Genomic DNA, 18,162 nt, shown 5'->3' with positions numbered 1-18,162 from the left:
TCGTTAAGCCTCAAACGGATTTTGCACCAGGATAGTATCTTCGCGTTCGGGGCTCGTGGAAAGGAGGGCGACCGGGCAGCCCACCAGTTCCTCGATTCGCCGGACGTACTTGATGGCCTGGGCCGGCAGGTCCGCCCAGGACCTTGCATTGGCCGTCGGCTCCTTCCAGCCTTCGATGGTCTCGTAGATCGGCTCGACCCGGGCCTGGGCACCCTCGCCGGCCGGGAAATGGTCGATCTCCTTGCCGTCCAGCCGGTAGCCGGTGCAGACCTCGATGGTGTCGAAGCCATCGAGGATGTCGAGCTTGGTCAGCGCCAGGCCGTTGATGCCGCAGGTGCGGACCGCCTGGCGGACCAGGACGGCGTCGAACCAGCCGCAACGGCGCGGACGGCCGGTATTGGTGCCGAACTCGCGGCCGCGCTCGCCGATCCGGCGGCCGGTCTCGTTGTCCTGCTCGGTCGGGAACGGCCCCTGGCCGACACGGGTCGTGTAGGCCTTGCAGAGACCGAGCACATAGCCGACCGCGCCGGGGCCAAGGCCCGAGCCGGTCGCGGCCTGCGCCGCCACCGTGTTGGACGACGTGACATAGGGATAGGTGCCGTGATCGACGTCGAGTAGCGCGCCCTGCGCGCCTTCGAACAGCATGCGCTTGCCCTCGCGGCGCTTGATGTCGAGCAGCCGCCAGACGGTCTCGGCATAGGGCAAGAGCTGCGGCGCCATCGCCATCAGCTCCTTCAGGATCACGGCGCCGTCGAATTCCGGCAGATTGAGGCCACGGCGCAGCGCATTGTGATGCGCCAGCAGGCGATCGATCTTGTGCGGCAGCGTCTGGTGATCGGCGAGGTCCATCAGGCGGATGGCGCGGCGGCCGACCTTGTCCTCATAGGCGGGTCCGATGCCGCGGCGGGTCGTGCCGATCGCAGTCGCCGCGCTGGCGGATTCGCGCAAGGCATCGAGCTCGCGATGCAGCGGCAGGATCAACGTGACGTTTTCAGCGACGCGCAGATTGTCCGGGCTGACGGCCACGCCAGCCTCCCGCAGCCGCGCGACCTCGTCGAGGAAGGCCTGCGGATCGAACACTACGCCGTTGCCGATGACGGACAGCTTCGATTCCCGGAGCACGCCCGAGGGCAGCAGCGCGAGCTTGTAGGTCTTGCCGTTGATGACCAGCGTATGGCCGGCATTGTGCCCGCCCTGGAAACGGACGACGATGTCGGCCTGCTCCGATAACCAGTCGACGATCTTGCCTTTTCCCTCGTCGCCCCACTGGGCGCCGACGACGACAACATTGGCCATTCGCGGGTAATCCCTATCAAGCTCTCTTCAGGAGGCATGATCCCAACGGAAAACCGGTGTCCACTTTTCCGGGATCATGCCTGCGCCCAGCCCAATTCACGGCCCAAGGCCGCGCGCATGCAAGGCAGCCCCACCGGATAAAGGAAGCGGCCCCTCTAGGCAAGCAAGAACCGGGCTTCTTCGGGGCCCAAAACCCGCTTCAAGCCTTTGATATCCCCGGAAAATCCAGAATCGCTCCAGGCGAGGCTGACCGACCCCGACGAAAGACGGAAGCTGCCCCTCGAAATTGACCCGCATCAACCCAGCCTGACCCGCCTTGCGCCAAGGCTGTCGTCTCCCTTGCGACCCACCGGAACCGAAGTGACCGCGTCATCCGAGCCGGCCCCGAACAACTTCTGGCAGCATTCGCCCGAGGCGCTGTGCGCGCAGCTCGGCTGCAAGCCGGAAGGTTTGACCGCGACGGAGGCCGCCGCGCGGCTTGCGCGCTTCGGGCCGAACAGCGATGCGCCGCCGAGCGTCGAAGGCGCGATGCGCGCCATCCTGCGCCGGCTGATGGAGCCGCTGTCGCTGATCCTGCTGGTGGCCGGGGTCATCTCGATGCTGACCGGCGACGACATCGGCGGCCTGATCATCGTGCTGATCCTGACGCTCTCGATCGGGCTCGACACCGTCCAGGAGGGGCATGCGGTGCGCGCCGCCGAGATCCTCCGCCGCTCGGTGGCGCTGAAGGCCGAGGTCAGGCGCGACGGCACGTTCTGCGAGGTCGACGTCGAGCATGTGGTGCCCGGCGACATCCTGCGCATTCGCGCCGGCGACATCATTCCGGCAGACGCGCTGATCCTGGAGAGCACCGCCTTCACGGCCGGAGAAGCCGCGCTCACCGGCGAGCCCTATCCGGTGCAGAAGCGCGCCGGCCCGGCTGCCGACGCTGACGACAGGTCGAACGCGCTGTTCCGAGGCGCGGTGGCGCAGACCGGCGAGGCCGTCGCGCTCGCCGTCAGGACCGGACGCGACACCGTGTTCGGCGCGGCCGCCTCCGCGCTCGCGGAAGCGCAGACACCCTCGCCCTTCGAGCGCGATCTGCGCGAATTCGGCCTCGTGATTGCGCGCGCAACGCTGGCACTCGCGCTGATCGTGCTGACGGTGCGCGTGGTGTTCGGCCGGCCCGTCATGGACTCGCTGCTGTTCGCGGTCGCGCTCGCGGTCGGGTTGACGCCGGAATTGTTGCCGATGATCACCACGGTGACGCTGTCGCGCGGCGCGCTGCGCATGGCCGGCCGCAAGGTCATCGTGAAGCGGCTCGCCGCGATCCACGATCTCGGCGCCATGACCATCTTGTGCACGGACAAGACGGGCACGCTGACCTCGGCGCAGATCACGCTTGCCAAAAGCCTCGACGCGCGAGGCAAGGACGATCCGCGCGCAGCTCGGCTCGGTGCCATCGCCGCTTCACTCGGCGGCGACCGCGGGTCGCTCGATGCCGCGCTCGTCGCCGGACATCCGGATGCCGCCGAAGGCTGGACGCTGGGGGGCCGGCAGGCCTTCGACTTCTCGCGCAGGCTCGGCTCGGTGCTGGCGCGCGGACCAGGCGGCACGCGCCTCTTCGTCAAGGGCGCGCCGGAAGCCGTGCTCGCCCTCTGCACGATGGATGACGGCGCGCGAGGCGCAGCACTTGCGCGCGTGCAGGCGCTCGCCGAGGAGGGTCTGCGCTGCGTCGCCATCGCCTCACGGCCGTGGGACGGACCGACACGGGAGGTCGAAACCGAGGACGAAGTCGCACTGACCTTCGAAGGCTTTTGCGCGTTCGCCGATCCGCCGAAGCCGACGGCGGCCGCCGCCATTGCCGATCTCGCGGCGATCGGCGTCGGCCTCAAGATATTGTCGGGCGACGATCCCGTGGTGGTGAAACGGCTCGCCGGCCTCGTCGGGCTCAACGCCGGGCGCGTGCTCTCAGGCTCCGACATCGCCGCGCTCAGCGACGAGGCGCTGGCCGTGCAGGTGCAATCGGCCGATGCCTTCGGCCGCCTCGCGCCCGACCAGAAGTCGCGCATCGTGAAGGCGCTGCAGGCGAACGGCGAGGTGGTGGGCTTCCTCGGCGACGGCATCAACGATGCGCCGGCGCTGAAGGCCGCCGACATCGGCCTCTCCGTCGACGGTGCCACCGGCGTGGCGCAGGCCGCGGCCGACATGATCCTGCTCGCCTCCGACCTCGAGGTCGTTGCCGACGGCGTCGAGGAAGGCCGGCGCACCTTCGCCAACATCCTGAAATATGTCCGCATGGGCGCGAGCTCGAATTTCGGCAACATGCTATCGATGGCGGCCGCTTCCATCGCGCTGCCGTTCCTGCCGATGCTGCCGACGCAGATCCTGCTCAACAATCTGCTCTACGACCTCTCCGAGCTCGGCATTCCCTTCGACCGCGTCTCCGCGCAGGCGACCGCGCAGCCGCAGGTCTGGAGCATGACGCGCCTGGTGCGCTTTGCCGCGATCATGGGACCGCTGTCGTCGCTGTTCGACTTTCTGACCTTCGGCGCGCTGATCTATCTGTTCGGCGCCTCGCCGGACCAATTCCGCACCGCCTGGTTCATCGAATCCATGGCGACGCAGATCCTGGTCATCTTCATCATCCGCACCAATGAGCGGCCCTGGCACAATTGGCCCGATCCCGTGCTGTCGGTCTCCTCGCTGGTCGCGCTGCTGGTGGCGATGGCCGTGCCATTCACGCCGGTCGGCACCTGGTTCGGCTTCGTCGCACCGCCACCGCTGATGATGGCCGGCATCGCGCTCCTGGTCGTGACCTATCTCGTCTGCGCCGAGCTGGTAAAGCCGTTCGCGATCCGCCGTGGGCCGAAGGAATGAGGTTCCGTCGCATCCTCAACCCTGCATGGTCGCGATGCGCCGCGCCCCATTGATAGCAGGCGGATTTCCGTGTCTGTGAGGAAGCCGGATGTGAGCCGGCCCGGACACTGCCGGGCCGGACGAACCGGTGCATGAACCGGGCGCTTCGTCATCCCATGTCCGCCACCGAGCAAACCTCCGGCATCGCCGCGCGCGGGCACCAGCCCTGGATCGCCAACCAGCCCTATCTGTTGCTGAGCATCACCGCGCTGTGCTGGGCCGGCAACGCCATCGTCGGCCGGCTCGCCGCCGGCCATATCCCGCCGGTGACGCTGTCCTTCCTGCGCTGGTTCTTCGCCTTCCTGCTGGTGCTGCCGTTTGCCTGGAAGCATCTGGCCAAGGACTGGCCCGCGATCCGCGGCAAGCTCGGACTGATGATCGTGCTCTCGATCACCGGCATCGGCGCCTTCAACACCCTGCAATACTGGGCGCTGGAGCACACCCAGGCCCTCAACACGCTGCTGCTGCAGTCGGCAGCGCCTCTGCTCGTGGCGCTGTGGTCGCTGGTGATCCTGGGTATCCGGCTGACGGCGGCGCAGGCCTTTGGCGTGCTGCTGTCGCTGTTCGGTGTGCTGATGATCCTCTTGCGCGGCGATCTCACCACGCTGTCGAATATCGCGTTCAACAAGGGCGATCTCATTTTCATGGTCGCCTTGATCATCTTCGCGCTCTATTCGGTACTGACCCTGAAGCGGCCGGCGATCCACGGCCTGTCCTTCCTCGCCTTCACCTTCGGCTGCGGCGCGGCCTGCCTGATCCCGCTGGAGATCTGGGAATTGTCGGCGCGGCCGGTGATGAAGCTCGATGTGCCGAATCTGCTGACGCTGGTCTACGTCGCGGTGTTTCCTTCCACACTCGCCTATCTCTGCTTCAACCGCGGCGTCGCGCTGATCGGCGCCAACCGCGCCGCGCCCTTCTTCCATGTCGTGCCGGTGTTCGGCTCGATCATGGCGATGATCTTCCTCGGCGAGCTTCCGCAAGTGTTCCACTTCATCGGCTTCGCGCTGGTGCTCGCAGGCGTGTTTGTGGCCTCGCGCAAGCCGGCGACGTGACGATCCATCCCCCACATTCAGTGTCTAATATATTGACCGGTTCAGGCCTCAGGCCGGCTTGAATTTGCTGTAGGCTTCCCTGGTCGCGACGATCACGTGTTCGGCACAGCCGTTGCGTCGATGCGGATCGGCGAGCGTTTCGTAAGCGTCCGACGTCATCATGTCGAGGAAGGCGGCGACGGTAGGATAATGGACCAATGCGACGAAATCCCAGTTATGGCCGGCTCGTGGTCCGAGCGCGACCGCCTTGGTATCGCCGGTCCACAGCAGCGTGCCACCGCGCGCCTTGATCATCGGCACCGTCACCGCGCTGTAGCGCAGATAGGCGTCCCAGCCCGATCCGTCGCCGTCGAGCGAGTGCGGATGAAAGCGCATCAGGTTCAGCATCACCACGGGCGCCTGCTGATCGAGCTGCGCCAACCCTTCGACGTTCAGGAGATCCACGCCCATCTCACGCCTCCCCGACAATTTCCTGCATTGTAGCATTGCGGAGACGGGACTTGTCCGGCAAGCGAAACCCGGCGCAAGCTCGACATGACAAAAATGACGATCGCTGCACCCGCGCCACCGAGTTCGAATCCGATCGGCTGGCTCAACAACCAGCCCTATCTGCTGCTGAGCCTGAGCTCGCTGTTCTGGGCCGGCAACATCGTGCTCGCGCGCCATGTCGGCGCGCATATCCCGCCGATCACGATGACCACTATCCGCTGGTTCGGCGTGTTCATCATATTGCTGCCGTTCGCCTGGCCGCATCTGAAGCGGGACTGGCCGGCGCTGCGCGCGCATCTGCCGCTGATGCTGTTTTTGTCGCTGATCGGCTTTGCCTTCAACAACGCGATCTCCTACTGGGCGATGCAATACACCGAGGCGCTGAACGCGCTGCTGATCCAGTCGTCCGGGCCGCTGTTCGTGGCGCTGTGGTCGCTGGTGCTGTTCGGGGTGCGGCTGACGGGCAGCCAGCTTGCAGGCATCGTGGTCTCGCTGCTCGGCGTGCTCGTCATCATCCTGCGCGGCGACCTCGCGGCACTCGCGAGCATCGCTTTCAACAAGGGCGATGTGATGTTCACCTGGTCGCTTGTCGCGTTCGGACTCTATTCCGCGGTCATTGCGCGCCGGCCGCGGGTTCATCAGCTCTCGTTCCTGTCCTTCACCACCTGCTGCGGCGCCATGATGCTGCTGCCGGGCGCGCTGTGGGAATATTCCGCCGGCATCACGCTGAAGCTCGATGCGCTGACCTTCGCGACGATGAGCTACATTTTGATCTTTCCCTCGACGCTCGCCTATCTCTTCTTCAACCGCGGCGTGGCGCTGATCGGGCCGAACCGCGCCGCGCCGTTCTTCCATCTGGTGCCGGTGTTCGGCTCGGCGCTGGCGATCGTGCTGCTCGGCGAGAAGCTGCAGGCGTTTCACCTGATCGGCTACGCGCTGGTGCTCGCCGGCGTCGTCACCGCCTCGCGGCAAGGCTCGGCGGCGAAAGGCTCGGCAGCGAAATAATTCCGCATAGCGGATGCGGGCGTGCCAAGCTGCCGCCTTCCGATTCCACGACGAACCGGCTAGGTTCCCTGCACAACAAGAACAGGGAACGTCCGGAATGAACTCATTCGTCATCCGCAGCTTGCGCGCTGCCGCCGTGCTGCTCGCGTGTCTTTCGGTACCTTTGGCCATTTCGACCGCGCAGGCGCAAAACTATCCGAACCGCAACATCACGCTGGTGCTGCCGTTCGCCGCCGGCAGCGGCACCGACACCACCACGCGGATCATCTCGCAGCATCTGTCGCAGGCGCTCGGCGTCGGCATCGTGATCGAGAACAAGGCCGGCGCCAACGGCATGCTGGCCGCGACTTATGTCGCGCGCGCCACCCCGGACGGCTACACGCTGCTGGTCACCACCAACACCACGCATTCGGCCAATCCCTATCTCTTGAAGAGCCTCACCTATGACCCGGTGAAGGATTTTGTGCCGATCGCGCGCACCGGCGACCTGCCCTTCATGCTGGTGATCCACCCAGACGTGCCCGCGAAGACGGTCGGCGAGCTCGTCGCCTATGGCAAGGCCAATCCGGGCAAGCTGAGCTACGCCTCGGGGTCATCGTCGGCCATCGTGTCGGGCGCGACCTTTGCGCATAATGCCGGGATCGACATGCTGCACGTGCCCTACAAGAGCTCGCCGCCGGCACTCAACGACGTCATGGGCGGCCGCGTCTCCATGATGTTCGTGGACATCCTGACCGGCCTGCCGCACGTCAATGGCGGCGCGCTGCGCTCGCTCGCGGTCACCACCAAGGACCGCTCGCCGCTGGTGCCGAGCCTGCCGTCGATGCAGGAAGCCGGCGTACCCGACTTCGACATCACCTCGTGGCAGGGTTATTTCGCCCCGGCCGGCACGCCGAAGGAGATCGTCGTCAGGCTCAATGCCGAGATCCGCAAGATCGTCGAGAAGCCGGAGATCAAAGCCCAGCTCGCCACGCTCGGCATGGACGCTTTCTCCGGCACGCCGGAGGAGCTTGGCACCTTCGTGAAGGATCAGCTCGTGCTGTGGGAGAAGCTGATCAAGAACGCGAACATCGAGGCGCAGTAGGCGGCGACGCTCTAACAAGGCTCGTCATGGCCGGGCTTGTCCCGGCCATCCACGCGCTTCCTCAACTTGCGGTGCCCAAGAACGTGGATGCCCGGGACAAGCCCGGGCATGACGACGTTGAAGCACTGTGGCGGTTCAGCTTAAGCCGCCCGCACCTTCGCCAGGAATCCATCCACGGCGCTGCGCAGTGCGCCGGACTGGTTGTCCAGCTCGCGGGCGTTCGACAGCACGTCGGAAGCCGCCGAACCGGTCGCTTTCGCGGCCGAGGTGACGCTGCCGATATGGGTGTTGATCTCGTTCGAGCCGGCCGCGACCGACTGGATGTTGCGGGCGATCTCGCGCGTCGCCTCACCCTGCTGCTCGATCGAGGAGGAAATGCCGGCGGTGATCTCGCTCATCTCGGCGATGGTCTGCGTGATGCCGGCAATGGCGGCAACCGCGTCGCTGGTCGAGGTCTGCATCGCCGCCACCTGGGCCGAGATCTCCTCGGTCGCCTTCGCAGTCTGGTTGGCCAGCGCCTTGACCTCGGAGGCGACGACGGCAAAACCGCGGCCTGATTCGCCGGCGCGCGCCGCCTCGATGGTGGCGTTGAGCGCGAGCAGGTTGGTCTGCGCCGCGATCGAGTGGATCAGCTTGACCACCTCGCCGATCTTCTCGGCGCCGGACGACAACACCTGCACGGTGGCATTGGTGCGCTCGGCATCGCTCACCGCCTTGCTCGCGACTTCCGTCGAGCGCGTCACCTGGCGCGAGATCTCGTTGACCGAGCTCGACAGTTCTTCGGCGGCGGCTGCAACCGTGCCGACATTGCCGGAAGCCCGTTGCGAAGCCGCACCGACGGTCGCTGCACGCGCGCTGGCGTCGCTGGCGGTCGCGGTCATCGACTGCGCCGTGGTCTGCATGCCGGCGGCGGCCGAGGAGACCGAGCGGACGATGCCGTTGACGCTGCGCTCGAAGTCGTTGGCGATGTTCTCCATCGCGCTGCGACGTTCCGCCGCAACACGTTCCTTGGCGTCCGCCTCGGTCTTCTCGAGGTCGCGGATGCGGACCGCATTGTCCTTGAAGATCTGCACCGTTGATGCCATCGCGCCGATTTCGTTGCCGCAACCGACGCCGGGAATGTCGCCTTCGAGCTTGCCGTCGGCGAGCTCCTTCATGCGGGTGCCGAGAAGGGCGAGCGGACGGCTGATGCTGCGGCCGATCAACCAGGCCACGCTGCCGGCGACGATGACGATGCCGAGAACGGACAGGCCGAGCAGCCAGGCCACAGGCGCCATCTTGTCCTCGATGTCGTCGAGATAGGCACCCGTGCCGAGATACATGTCGAAGCCGGGGACGGCCACCGCGTAACCGAGCTTGCGGATCGGCTTCTCCTGACCGGGCTTCACATATTCATAATAGAGCAGAATGTCGCCGTTGGCCTTGACGCCGTCCATCAGCTCCTTGGACAGCTTGCGGCCATTGGTTTCGACCTCCATGCGGTTCTGGCCGATCTGCTTCGGGTCCGGCGCGAGCTGCGTGATGCCGTCATAGGTGGTGCCGAACAGATAGCCCGCGCCCTTGTCGTAGGTCATCGCATTGCCGTAGCGGCGGAGGTCGGCCAGCGCGGCCTCCTTCGTCATCTCGCCGGCGTTGACCCGCTTCACCAGGGTGGCCGCATAGTTGCGCGCCAGTTCGACGATCGCCTTGGTCTGGTCGACGCGCGCATTCACCATCTCGCGCTTCATCAGGTAACCGGCGAGAACGCCGGAGATGCACAAGCCGAACAGAGTGACGCCGACAAGAATGCCCAGCTTGGGGGCGATCTTCATATTGCTCAACTTCACGGGGATGGCTCCGGGGGTGAGGGACAGACGCGCGGACGGTCGACAGGATTTGAATCAACTTTTAGTGTGCGACCCCTTAGCGCTTTGTTACGGTCCTCCGTAGAAGCCCTGACCTCCGCGAAAGTCCGGTATTCCGGCAACCGTCGATTGTACGAATACGGGCCGCTTTCGCGTAAAAGACGAACAGGCCCGCCGCAAAGACCGGGTCAAGACAACAACCGACCAGCAGAATCGGGAGCAGGAAATGCCGAAATACAGGGTGCTGACGCCGAAGGGCGCGAGCTTTACGGTCGCCGGCAGCGACTATTCCTACGAGCGCGAGGCACTCGATCCGATCGAGGCCGAGATCATCGAGGCGCCGGCGAACGAAGCCGAGTTCATCGCGGCCGCCCGGAGCGCCGACGCGATCTACGCCAAGGGCATGCCGATCAGCAAGACGATCATCGACGCACTTGAGAACTGCAAGGTCATCACGCTCGGCTCCGTCGGCGTCGACAGCGTGGACGTGAAGGCCGCGACCGCGCGCGGCATTCCCGTGACCAACATCCCCGACACCTTCATCGAGGAGGTCGCCGACCACGCCATGATGCTGCTGCTGGCCGGCTTCCGCCGCCTGGTCGAGCAGGATCGGATGGTACGCACCGGACGCTGGGCCGAGGGTCGGCCGGCGCTGCTAAAGATCCCGCGGTTGATGGGCCAGACGCTCGGCTTCATCTCGTTCGGCCGCGTGGCGCGTGCAGTTGCGAAGCGCGCCGCTCCCTTTGGTCTGAGGATGATGGCCTACGATCCCTTCATCCAGGAAACGCTGATGTACGACCACGGCGTGATCCCGGCGACGCTGAACGAGGTGCTGTCGCAATCGGATTTCGTCTCGATGCATGCACCGGCGCGGCCCGAGGTGCACCACATGCTCACGGAGAAGCATTTCCGTCAGATGAAAAAAGGCTCGGTCTTCATCAACACCGGCCGCGGCGCCACCGTGGACGAGGAGAGCCTGATCAAGGCGCTGCAGGAAGGCTGGATCGCACATGCCGCGCTCGACGTGCTGGAGAAGGAGCCGCCGTCGCACAACAATCCCCTGCTCGGCATGGAGAACGTGACGCTGACCGCCCATGTCGCCTCAGCCTCGGCACGGTTCGACGAGGCGCGCAAGCGCCGCGTGGGCTACGAATTGTCACTGGTGCTCCAGGGGATGTGGCCGGTAAGCTGCGTCAATCCGTCGGTGCTGCAAAACACCGCGCTCCGCCGCTGGCAGCCCGTCAGCATGGATCGCGGCCCGAACAGCTGAGCGGGCAGAACTGGCTTCGAAGGAAACGGAGACGAACTAGACCCATCCGAACCAAAGAGACCCTTCACCGGCGATCAACGCCGGGAAGGCGAAAAGATCAATGGGAGGAACTGATGAGGAACGACCTTACCCGTCGCGATGCCTTGGCGCTGGGCCTGTCCGCGGCGGCGCTCGCCGCCACCGGCACGCCGGCCAACGCGCAATCCGCAATCAAGGCCGCCGACGTGCCGGCGCCCAAATGGGCGATCGAGAAGGGCGCATCGCTGAAGATGCTGCGCCCGGTCCGCTTCGTCCAGGCCGACGAAGACGTCTTCCGCGCCAACGCGGCCAAGTTCACCAAGGAGACCGGCGTCGAGGTCAAGGTCGACTTCGTCGGCTGGGAGGACATCAACCAGCAGACCGCGGTGACCTCGAACTCCGGCGCCGGCCCCGACATCATCATGGGCTTCTCCGACGCGCCGCACATCTATGTCGACAAGCTGATCGATCTCAGCGACCTCGCCGACTATCTCGGCAAGCGCTACGGCGGCTGGCAGAACCTTGCCAAGGCCTACGGCAAGAAGGCCAAGACCGACACCTGGATCGGACTGCCGTTCGGAGCCACCGCCGGTCCCCTGATCTATCGTAAGTCCATTCTCAAATCCGTCGGGTTCGACAAGGCCCCGGAAGACGCGGCCGGGTTCCTCGACCTCTGCAAGAAGCTGCAGAAGGCCGGCAAGCCTGCCGGCTTTGCGCTGGGGAACGCCGTCGGCGACGGCAACGGCTTTGCGGAATGGATGTTGTGGTCGCACAACGGCTCGCTGCTGGATGAAGAAGGCAGTGTCTCCATTAACAGCAAGGAGACCATCGCCGCGCTGAACTACGTGAAGGAGCTCTATCCGACCTTCATCGCAGGTACGCCGTCCTGGAACGACGTCAGCAACAACCGCGCCTATTCCTCGCAGGAAATCGGGCTGACCGCCAACGGCGTCTCGCTGTATTTCTCGCTGAAGAACGATCCGGCGACCGCCGCGATCGCCGAAGACTCAGAACATCAGCTATTGCCGAAATTCTTTGCGCCGATCTCGCCGATGTCGGGCCTGACGCTGAATGCCATGGTGTTCAAGCACAGCCCGTATCCCAACGCCGCAAAAGCCTTCCTCCAGTTCATGATGGAGAAGGACCAGTACGAGCCCTGGCTCAACGCCAACAGCGGCTACTGGTCACAACCGCTCCCCGCCTATGCCGATGCGGCGGTGTGGAAAGGCGATCCCAAGGTCGCGATCTTCAAGAACACCATGAACAGCACCTACTACACTGGCTACAAGGGCCCGATTTCCGCCGCCAGCGGTGCGGTTCGTGCGGACTATGTGCTGGTGCAAATGTTCGCGTCCGTTGCGACCGGAGCTGCCACGCCGGAAGCCGCGGCCGCGGAAGCCGAGCAGCGCTGCAAGCGGTACTTCCGGCGGCAGGCGTCGAAGTAACGCCTGAACGAACGTCATTGCGAGGAGCTCGTGACAAAATTGCGAAGCAATTTTGCACTGAAGCGACGAAGCAATGCAGACTGTCTCCGCGGAAACATCTCTGCATTGCTTCGCTCGCAATGACGACGCGGCCTACTCTTAAAGGACACCCGCACGATGTCCGTGACCACACTCTCCTCTCCCGCCCTGACGGTCCGGCAACCGGGCTGGATCGCGCGGCTGTTCGACTACAAGCCGTTCCTGATCGTGATGTGCCTTGCGCCCGCGATCGGCCTTTTGGCGGTTTTCCTCACCTATCCGCTCGGGCTCGGCATCTGGCTTGCGTTCACCGACACCACGATCGGGCGGCGCGGCATCTACATCGGCCTCGAGAACTTCCAGTATCTGCTCAAGGACCCGCTGTGGTGGAACGCGGTGTTCTACAGCATCTTCTATACGGGCATCGCGACCTTCGGGAAGTTCGCGCTCGGCTTCTGGCTCGCGCTGCTGCTCAACAACCACTTTCCGTTCAAGAGCCTGCTGCGCGCCATCGTGCTCTTGCCCTGGATCGTGCCGACCGTGCTGTCGGCGCTGGCGTTCTGGTGGATCTACGATCCGCAATTCTCGATCATCTCCTACCTGCTGGTCGACGTGCTGCACTGGCGCAGCAGCAATATCGACTTCCTGGGTACACCCTGGCCGGCCCGGTTCTCGCTGATCGCCGCAAATATCTGGCGCGGCATCCCCTTCGTCGCGATCTCGCTGCTGGCGGGGCTGCAGACCATCTCGCCCTCGCTCTACGAGGCCGCGATGCTCGACGGCGCCAGCGCCTGGCAGCGCTTCCGCTACATCACCTTCCCGATGATGATGCCGATCCTCGCCATCGTCATGACGTTCTCGATCATCTTCACCTTCACCGACTTCCAGCTCGTCTATGCCATCACGCGCGGCGGCCCGGTGAACTCTACGCACCTCTTGGCGACATTGGCGTTCCAGCGCGGCATCGCCGGCGGCGAGCTCGGCGAAGGCGCCGCGATCGCGGTCTCGATGATCCCGTTCCTCGTGTTCGCAACGTTGTTCAGCTACTTCGGCCTCGCGCGCCGCAAATGGCAGCAGGGAGAAGCTAATGACTGACGTAGCCGCCTCGCCGGGCAACAGCAATGTCGCCAGTGCCACGCCGGATACGATGGCGTGGGATTCCCGCGCGCGGCGGGTGATGATGATCTACCTGCCGCTGTCCTGCTTCGTGCTGATCCTGCTGTTCCCGTTCTACTGGATGGCGATCACGTCGTTCAAACCGAACGCCGAGCTTTTGAACTACAAGGAACACAATCCGTTCTGGATCACCTCGCCGACGCTCGCGCATATCAAGCACCTGCTGTTCAACACCGCCTATCCGACCTGGCTGAAGACCACGATGTTCGTGGCAATCGGCTCGACGACGCTATCGCTGTTCGCAAGCACGCTCGCGGCCTACGCGATCGAGCGCCTGCGCTTCCGCGGCAGCCCCTATGTCGGCCTCGGCATCTACCTCGCCTATCTCGTGCCGCCCTCGATCCTGTTCATTCCGCTGGCGACGGTGATCGTGCAGTTCGGCCTGTTCGACTCACCGATGGCGTTGATCCTGGTCTATCCGACCTTCCTGGTGCCGTTCTGCACATGGCTCCTGATCGGCTATTTCAAGTCGATCCCCTACGAGCTCGAGGAATGCGCGCTGGTGGACGGCGCGACGCGGCTGCAGATCCTGCGGCGGATCACGCTGCCGCTCGCCGTACCCGGCCTGATCTCCGCCGGCATCTTCTCCTTCACGCTGTCCTGGAACGAGTTCATCTACGCACTCGCCTTCATCCAGAGCGGCGCCAACAAGACGGTGCCGGTTGCAATCCTGACCGAGCTCGTCACCGGCGACGTCTACCAATGGGGTGCGCTGATGGCGGGCTCGCTGCTCGGATCGCTGCCAGTCGCGCTGTTCTACTCGTTGTTTGTGGATTACTACGTGTCCTCGCTGACCGGCGCGGTAAAGGAGTAAACGCGCCTGCGGCGTTTGGCCCGCTTTCACAAATCTGCAATGTGCCAACAGCATAAGGCGTGCGTCCGATAACAGGAGACGCACATGCGCGCGACTTGGCTTACTTCCGTCGCCACCATCCTTCTCACCGCCAGCGCCGCGTTCGCGCAGAGCGAAGGCGAATTCCCGGCCACGCTGGCCGCCCACGCGGTCATGCCAGCCGAATCCTTCATCGAGGCGCCGGCCGATGCGCCCGCCGATCTCAAAACCTCGGGCAAGTACACCACGGGCAAGCGGGTCGATGCGATCGGCACCGTGATGGGCAAGTCCGCGGAGCGGCCGACCGGCGTGTCGCTGCCGTTCAAGGGCCAGCCGCTGCAGGGCCATTCCGGCATCAAGTCGATGGGCGACGGCACCTTCTGGGTGTTGACCGACAACGGCATGGGCTCGCGCTACAACTCGCCGGACTCGATGCTGTATCTCAACCGCTACAAGATGGATTGGGCGGGCGGCAAGATCGAGCGGCAGGAGACGGTGTTCCTGCACGATCCCGACAGACGCGTCCCTTTCCGCATCGTGCATGAGGACACCGAGAGGCGCTATCTCACCGGCTCCGACTTCGACACCGAGGGCTTTCAGATCATCGGCGAAAACTTCTGGATCGGCGACGAGTTCGGGCCCTACATCCTGAAGGCCGACAAGACCGGAAAAATTCTCGCCGTGTTCGAGACCGTTGCCGACGGCAAGCCGGTGCGCTCGCCCGATCATTGGGCGGTGCAGTCGCCGGGCGCACCGGGCGCGAGCTATACCAACGTCAACCTCCGCCGCTCCAAGGGCTATGAGGGTTTTGCGGCCTCGAAGGACGGAAAATTCCTCTACGGATTGCTCGAAGGGCCGCTGTGGGACGCCGAGAAGAAGGATTTTGAAAAGGTCGACGGCAAGGAAGCCTCCCGCATTCTCGAATTCGACGTCGCCGCGGAAAAGTTCACGGGACGCTACTGGCACTACGTGTTCGAGCAGAACGGCAACGCCATCGGCGACTTCAACATGATCGACCCGACCAGCGGCCTGATCATCGAGCGCGACAATGGCGAAGGCACCGCCGACAAGGCCTGTCCGCAAGGCGTGCGCGGCGAGAACTGCTTTCCGGATCTCGCAAAGTTCAAGCGCGTCTACAAGATCGAGCTGAGCGATGCCAATGTCGGCAAGCCCGTGCGCAAGATCGGCAATATCGACCTCTTGAAGATCCGCGATCCGGACAAGAAGGCGCGTAAGCCGCTCAACGACGGCGTCTACACCTTCCCGTTCTTCACCATCGAGAATGTCGACCGTGTCGACGAGACCCACATCATCGTCGGCAACGACAACAATCTGCCGTTCTCCTCCAGCCGCGATCCGAACAAGGCTGATGATGACGAGTTCATGCTGCTCGAGGTGGCGGAGTTCTTGAAGGCGAAGTGAGATAGCACTCGCGAACCACAAGACCAGGCCGTCGTCCCGGACAAGCGCGCCAACAAGCGCGCGCTGATCCGGGACCCATAGCCACAGGGAGAAGTTTGGCGAAGACTCGGAGTTATCAGCTTGCCCCATAACCACATCCTGTGGTTATGGGTCCCGGATCTGCGCTGACGCTTGTCCGGGACGACGGCGGAGCTGGTGGAGAGCGCCACCCTACCTCACCGTAAACTCCACTGGAATCGAAAAGCTCATCGAGGAATTGGTGATCTCCGGCGGGAACGGCGGGAACGGTTATGCCTGGCGGATCATCGCCATCGCCTGGACGTCGAAGGCGGCAACGCCCGATGATCCGACGCGGCTGGAGGTCACGCTGCCACTGCGGCTCAGCGTGAACGATCTCAACCTAGCGATCCGCTTTGCCGACCGGCTCGTGATGCTGCGTCATGGCAGGCTCGCCGCCGACGGCAGCCGCCACGAGGTCGTGACCGACGGGATGATCCGCGACATCTTCGAGATCGACGCCGTCATCGGCCGGGCCGACGACGGCGTACCGTACCTGCTGCCGCAGTCGATGCGCGCAGCGGTCAGCCCGCCGGCGTCATGACGATGCCTCTGTCCTTGGGCCAGCGGATGCGCCAGGCGAACTTGATCTCCTTGACCTCGCTGGGTTTTGCGTCGAACGCCCATTCCAGTACGCCGCGCTTGTCGCGCAGATTGGTGGTCGTGGGCGGCGTGGTCGAGGACTGCATCTCGACTGCGATATCCTCGTTCTCGCTGACCGGAAGCTGATCCTCGATCGCGATGCGGATCGGGAAATCGTGACCGTTGCGAACGACGGTGCGGAACGAGCGGGCATCGGTCTTGGACGACGCGATCACGCCGGCCGTGCCTTCGTTCTGCCTGATGACGGTGCGCTCGATCTTGATCTTGTCGTCGGCGCCGAAGCCGAGCCGGATCGCGTCGTTGCGCGCAGCGGTCGAGAATTTGCTGCGGCCGACAAAGGTGCCGTCGCGGAAGATCGCGACCTTGCCCGGCAGGAGATTGGTGTCCTCGGCGAGCTTGAAGGAGGCTTCGAGATACGCCGTGGGATCCACGACCGGCGCGGCGCGGATGGCGAGGTCAGGCGTCACCGTCATGGAGGAGATGAGCAGGCTCTTGGCGCCTTCATTGGCACCCAGGCTGACGCGGCCGGAGATCTGATACACGGCCTGGAAATCGCCGATCTCGGCATTGGCCTGCTGCTCGTCGGCTCGCTCGCGCAGCTCGGGCTCTGCCGCCTTGGCCATCGCCGGGGACTGCGCCTGCCGCGTCATCGGCGGTGCGGGCATCGCCATGTCGGACGCCGTGCCCAGCGCCAGCGGCTTCGGAATCTGCGGATATTTGACGACCAGCGAATTCAGCTCCGGCGCACTGCCGCCGCGGCTGACGCGGACGGTGGAGACACCGAGACTGACATTCGACCAGTCCTCGCCGGTCGACTGCGTGATCTCGGCGCGCCGCACCAGTTCGAGCTGCGGCTTGCGGTCCTTCGTGCCAGTATCGAGACGGGCGTCGTAGAGCGGCAACCAGCGCGCATTGCGCACATTATAGGTCACACGCAACGTCGCCTTCGTGGCCGCAGAAGCGGCGACGTCGATCCGGACCTCCAGCTTGCTCGGTGGCTTGGCCGAACGCTCGGCCTCGAGCTGGCCGATCTGGCGATCGATGTCGCGCTGCTTGCGCGTCGCTTCACGGATCGAGGTGTCGGCAGTTGCGATCTCCTCCGCGACGGCCGCGAAGGCCGCGCGCCATTCGGACATCGGCCGCGCCTCGCCCTTCTCGCCGATGCCGGCGGGCGATGCTTCGGCAAAGCGCTCGGCGAATTTGCGCCGCGCGTTGGCCGCCTCGATCGTGCCTTGCAGATTGCCGCGCTCGTCCTTCAGGGCCTCGATGCGCTTGTCGAGTTCGGGGAGATTGACCGGCGGTGCGGCGCGTGGCGGCCGTGCGTCGATCGAGCCGATGGTGAGTTTCGCTGTCGCATCGCCCTCGACCCGGAGCGACGAAGGATCGAGCGTCAGCGGAAAGTCCTTGGCCACCAGCGTGCTTTCGCCGGACGGCAGGTCCAGCGCGATGACACGGGTGATGCTCGCGCCGTCGGGATAGACGGTGACGGCGTCGATGGCCGAACTGGCGTCCACATCCGCGGCCCAGGACGGCGCGGCGACCGCCGCCGTGACCAGGACCAGGCTCGTCGTAACCAGACACTTTGCGATCGTTCGCATGAATTCCCTCCTGCCAGCCTCGCCGCGCCGCCAGCCGGGCGCGCGAGAAGATGCC

General features: G+C 64.8%; 14 protein-coding genes. 10 read left to right on the top strand and 4 right to left on the bottom strand.

The window, feature by feature from the left end:
* Nucleotides 1-3: 3 nt before the first annotated feature.
* On the bottom strand, nt 4-1,296 hold the full coding sequence (locus tag JQ632_RS27290) for an adenylosuccinate synthase (protein WP_212405733.1): 1,293 nt from the start codon (nt 1,294-1,296) through the stop codon (nt 4-6).
* 360 nt (nt 1,297-1,656) lie between these two features.
* On the opposite strand from JQ632_RS27290, the gene mgtA reads away from it, so the two are divergent.
* On the top strand, nt 1,657-4,155 hold the full coding sequence (gene mgtA / locus JQ632_RS27285) for a magnesium-translocating P-type ATPase (protein WP_212405732.1): 2,499 nt from the start codon (nt 1,657-1,659) through the stop codon (nt 4,153-4,155).
* Between the two features lie 155 nt (nt 4,156-4,310).
* Entirely contained in the window at nt 4,311-5,246 is a 936-nt protein-coding gene (locus tag JQ632_RS27280) for a DMT family transporter (protein WP_212405762.1), read from the top strand.
* 48 nt (nt 5,247-5,294) lie between these two features.
* Here the strand turns inward: JQ632_RS27280 and JQ632_RS27275 are convergent, their stop codons facing one another.
* The gene (locus JQ632_RS27275) at nt 5,295-5,696 is read right to left on the bottom strand and encodes a DUF1330 domain-containing protein (protein ID WP_212405731.1); all 402 of its coding nucleotides are present in this window, start codon (nt 5,694-5,696) and stop codon (nt 5,295-5,297) included.
* Nucleotides 5,697-5,789: 93 nt separating this feature from the next.
* On the opposite strand from JQ632_RS27275, the gene JQ632_RS27270 reads away from it, so the two are divergent.
* Both JQ632_RS27270 and JQ632_RS27265 read left to right on the top strand, forming a co-directional pair.
* Nucleotides 5,790-6,740, top strand: a complete 951-nt coding sequence (locus JQ632_RS27270; protein WP_212405761.1) for a DMT family transporter — start codon at nt 5,790-5,792, stop codon at nt 6,738-6,740.
* A 97-nt stretch (nt 6,741-6,837) separates the two neighbouring features.
* Nucleotides 6,838-7,824, top strand: coding sequence for a tripartite tricarboxylate transporter substrate binding protein (locus JQ632_RS27265; protein WP_212405730.1), 987 nt, complete (start codon nt 6,838-6,840; stop codon nt 7,822-7,824).
* Nucleotides 7,825-7,964: 140 nt separating this feature from the next.
* Here JQ632_RS27265 and JQ632_RS27260 read toward each other — a convergent pair whose 3' ends face one another.
* The gene (locus JQ632_RS27260; protein ID WP_212405729.1) at nt 7,965-9,650 is read right to left on the bottom strand and encodes a methyl-accepting chemotaxis protein; all 1,686 of its coding nucleotides are present in this window, start codon (nt 9,648-9,650) and stop codon (nt 7,965-7,967) included.
* Nucleotides 9,651-9,894: 244 nt separating this feature from the next.
* On the opposite strand from JQ632_RS27260, the gene JQ632_RS27255 reads away from it, so the two are divergent.
* From JQ632_RS27255 to JQ632_RS40505, 6 genes are all read left to right on the top strand, one after another.
* On the top strand, nt 9,895-10,938 hold the full coding sequence (locus JQ632_RS27255) for a C-terminal binding protein (protein ID WP_212405728.1): 1,044 nt from the start codon (nt 9,895-9,897) through the stop codon (nt 10,936-10,938).
* Nucleotides 10,939-11,051: 113 nt separating this feature from the next.
* Nucleotides 11,052-12,401: an ABC transporter substrate-binding protein gene (locus tag JQ632_RS27250; protein WP_212405727.1), complete on the top strand. Its 1,350-nt coding sequence runs from the start codon at nt 11,052-11,054 to the stop codon at nt 12,399-12,401.
* Between the two features lie 156 nt (nt 12,402-12,557).
* Complete coding sequence (locus tag JQ632_RS27245) at nt 12,558-13,514, top strand: carbohydrate ABC transporter permease (protein ID WP_212405726.1); 957 nt, start codon at nt 12,558-12,560, stop codon at nt 13,512-13,514.
* Nucleotides 13,515-13,566: 52 nt separating this feature from the next.
* Nucleotides 13,567-14,409: a carbohydrate ABC transporter permease gene (locus tag JQ632_RS27240; protein WP_409363518.1), complete on the top strand. Its 843-nt coding sequence runs from the start codon at nt 13,567-13,569 to the stop codon at nt 14,407-14,409.
* 84 nt (nt 14,410-14,493) lie between these two features.
* Entirely contained in the window at nt 14,494-15,849 is a 1,356-nt protein-coding gene (locus tag JQ632_RS27235; protein WP_212405724.1) for an esterase-like activity of phytase family protein, read from the top strand.
* A 259-nt stretch (nt 15,850-16,108) separates the two neighbouring features.
* On the top strand, nt 16,109-16,450 hold the full coding sequence (locus tag JQ632_RS40505) for a hypothetical protein (protein WP_409363517.1): 342 nt from the start codon (nt 16,109-16,111) through the stop codon (nt 16,448-16,450).
* On the opposite strand, the gene JQ632_RS27225 is transcribed toward JQ632_RS40505, so the two are convergent.
* Entirely contained in the window at nt 16,431-18,107 is a 1,677-nt protein-coding gene (locus JQ632_RS27225; protein ID WP_212405723.1) for a mucoidy inhibitor MuiA family protein, read from the bottom strand. The genes JQ632_RS40505 and JQ632_RS27225 overlap by 20 nt on opposite strands.
* Nucleotides 18,108-18,162: the final 55 nt, after the last annotated feature.

The organism is Bradyrhizobium liaoningense (genome assembly GCF_018130955.1).
Classification (GTDB): Bacteria; Pseudomonadota; Alphaproteobacteria; order Rhizobiales; family Xanthobacteraceae; genus Bradyrhizobium; species Bradyrhizobium liaoningense_C.
The sequence above is the reverse complement of the archived record's forward strand: the minus strand, read 5'-3'. Positions and strand labels throughout refer to the sequence as shown.

Bases quoted from the DNA above. Each gene is read 5' to 3' on its own strand.
- JQ632_RS27290 (WP_212405733.1), bottom strand. From the start codon at position 1,296: ATGGCCAATGTTGTCGTCGTCGGCGCCCAGTGGGGCGACGAGGGAAAA.
- JQ632_RS27280 (WP_212405762.1), top strand. From the start codon at position 4,311: ATGTCCGCCACCGAGCAAACCTCCGGCATCGCCGCGCGCGGGCACCAG.
- JQ632_RS27275 (WP_212405731.1), bottom strand. From the start codon at position 5,696: ATGGGCGTGGATCTCCTGAACGTCGAAGGGTTGGCGCAGCTCGATCAG.
- JQ632_RS27270 (WP_212405761.1), top strand. From the start codon at position 5,790: ATGACGATCGCTGCACCCGCGCCACCGAGTTCGAATCCGATCGGCTGG.
- JQ632_RS27265 (WP_212405730.1), top strand. From the start codon at position 6,838: ATGAACTCATTCGTCATCCGCAGCTTGCGCGCTGCCGCCGTGCTGCTC.
- JQ632_RS27255 (WP_212405728.1), top strand. From the start codon at position 9,895: ATGCCGAAATACAGGGTGCTGACGCCGAAGGGCGCGAGCTTTACGGTC.
- JQ632_RS27250 (WP_212405727.1), top strand. From the start codon at position 11,052: ATGAGGAACGACCTTACCCGTCGCGATGCCTTGGCGCTGGGCCTGTCC.
- JQ632_RS27245 (WP_212405726.1), top strand. From the start codon at position 12,558: ATGTCCGTGACCACACTCTCCTCTCCCGCCCTGACGGTCCGGCAACCG.
- JQ632_RS27240 (WP_409363518.1), top strand. From the start codon at position 13,567: ATGGCGTGGGATTCCCGCGCGCGGCGGGTGATGATGATCTACCTGCCG.
- JQ632_RS27235 (WP_212405724.1), top strand. From the start codon at position 14,494: ATGCGCGCGACTTGGCTTACTTCCGTCGCCACCATCCTTCTCACCGCC.
- JQ632_RS27225 (WP_212405723.1), bottom strand. From the start codon at position 18,107: ATGCGAACGATCGCAAAGTGTCTGGTTACGACGAGCCTGGTCCTGGTC.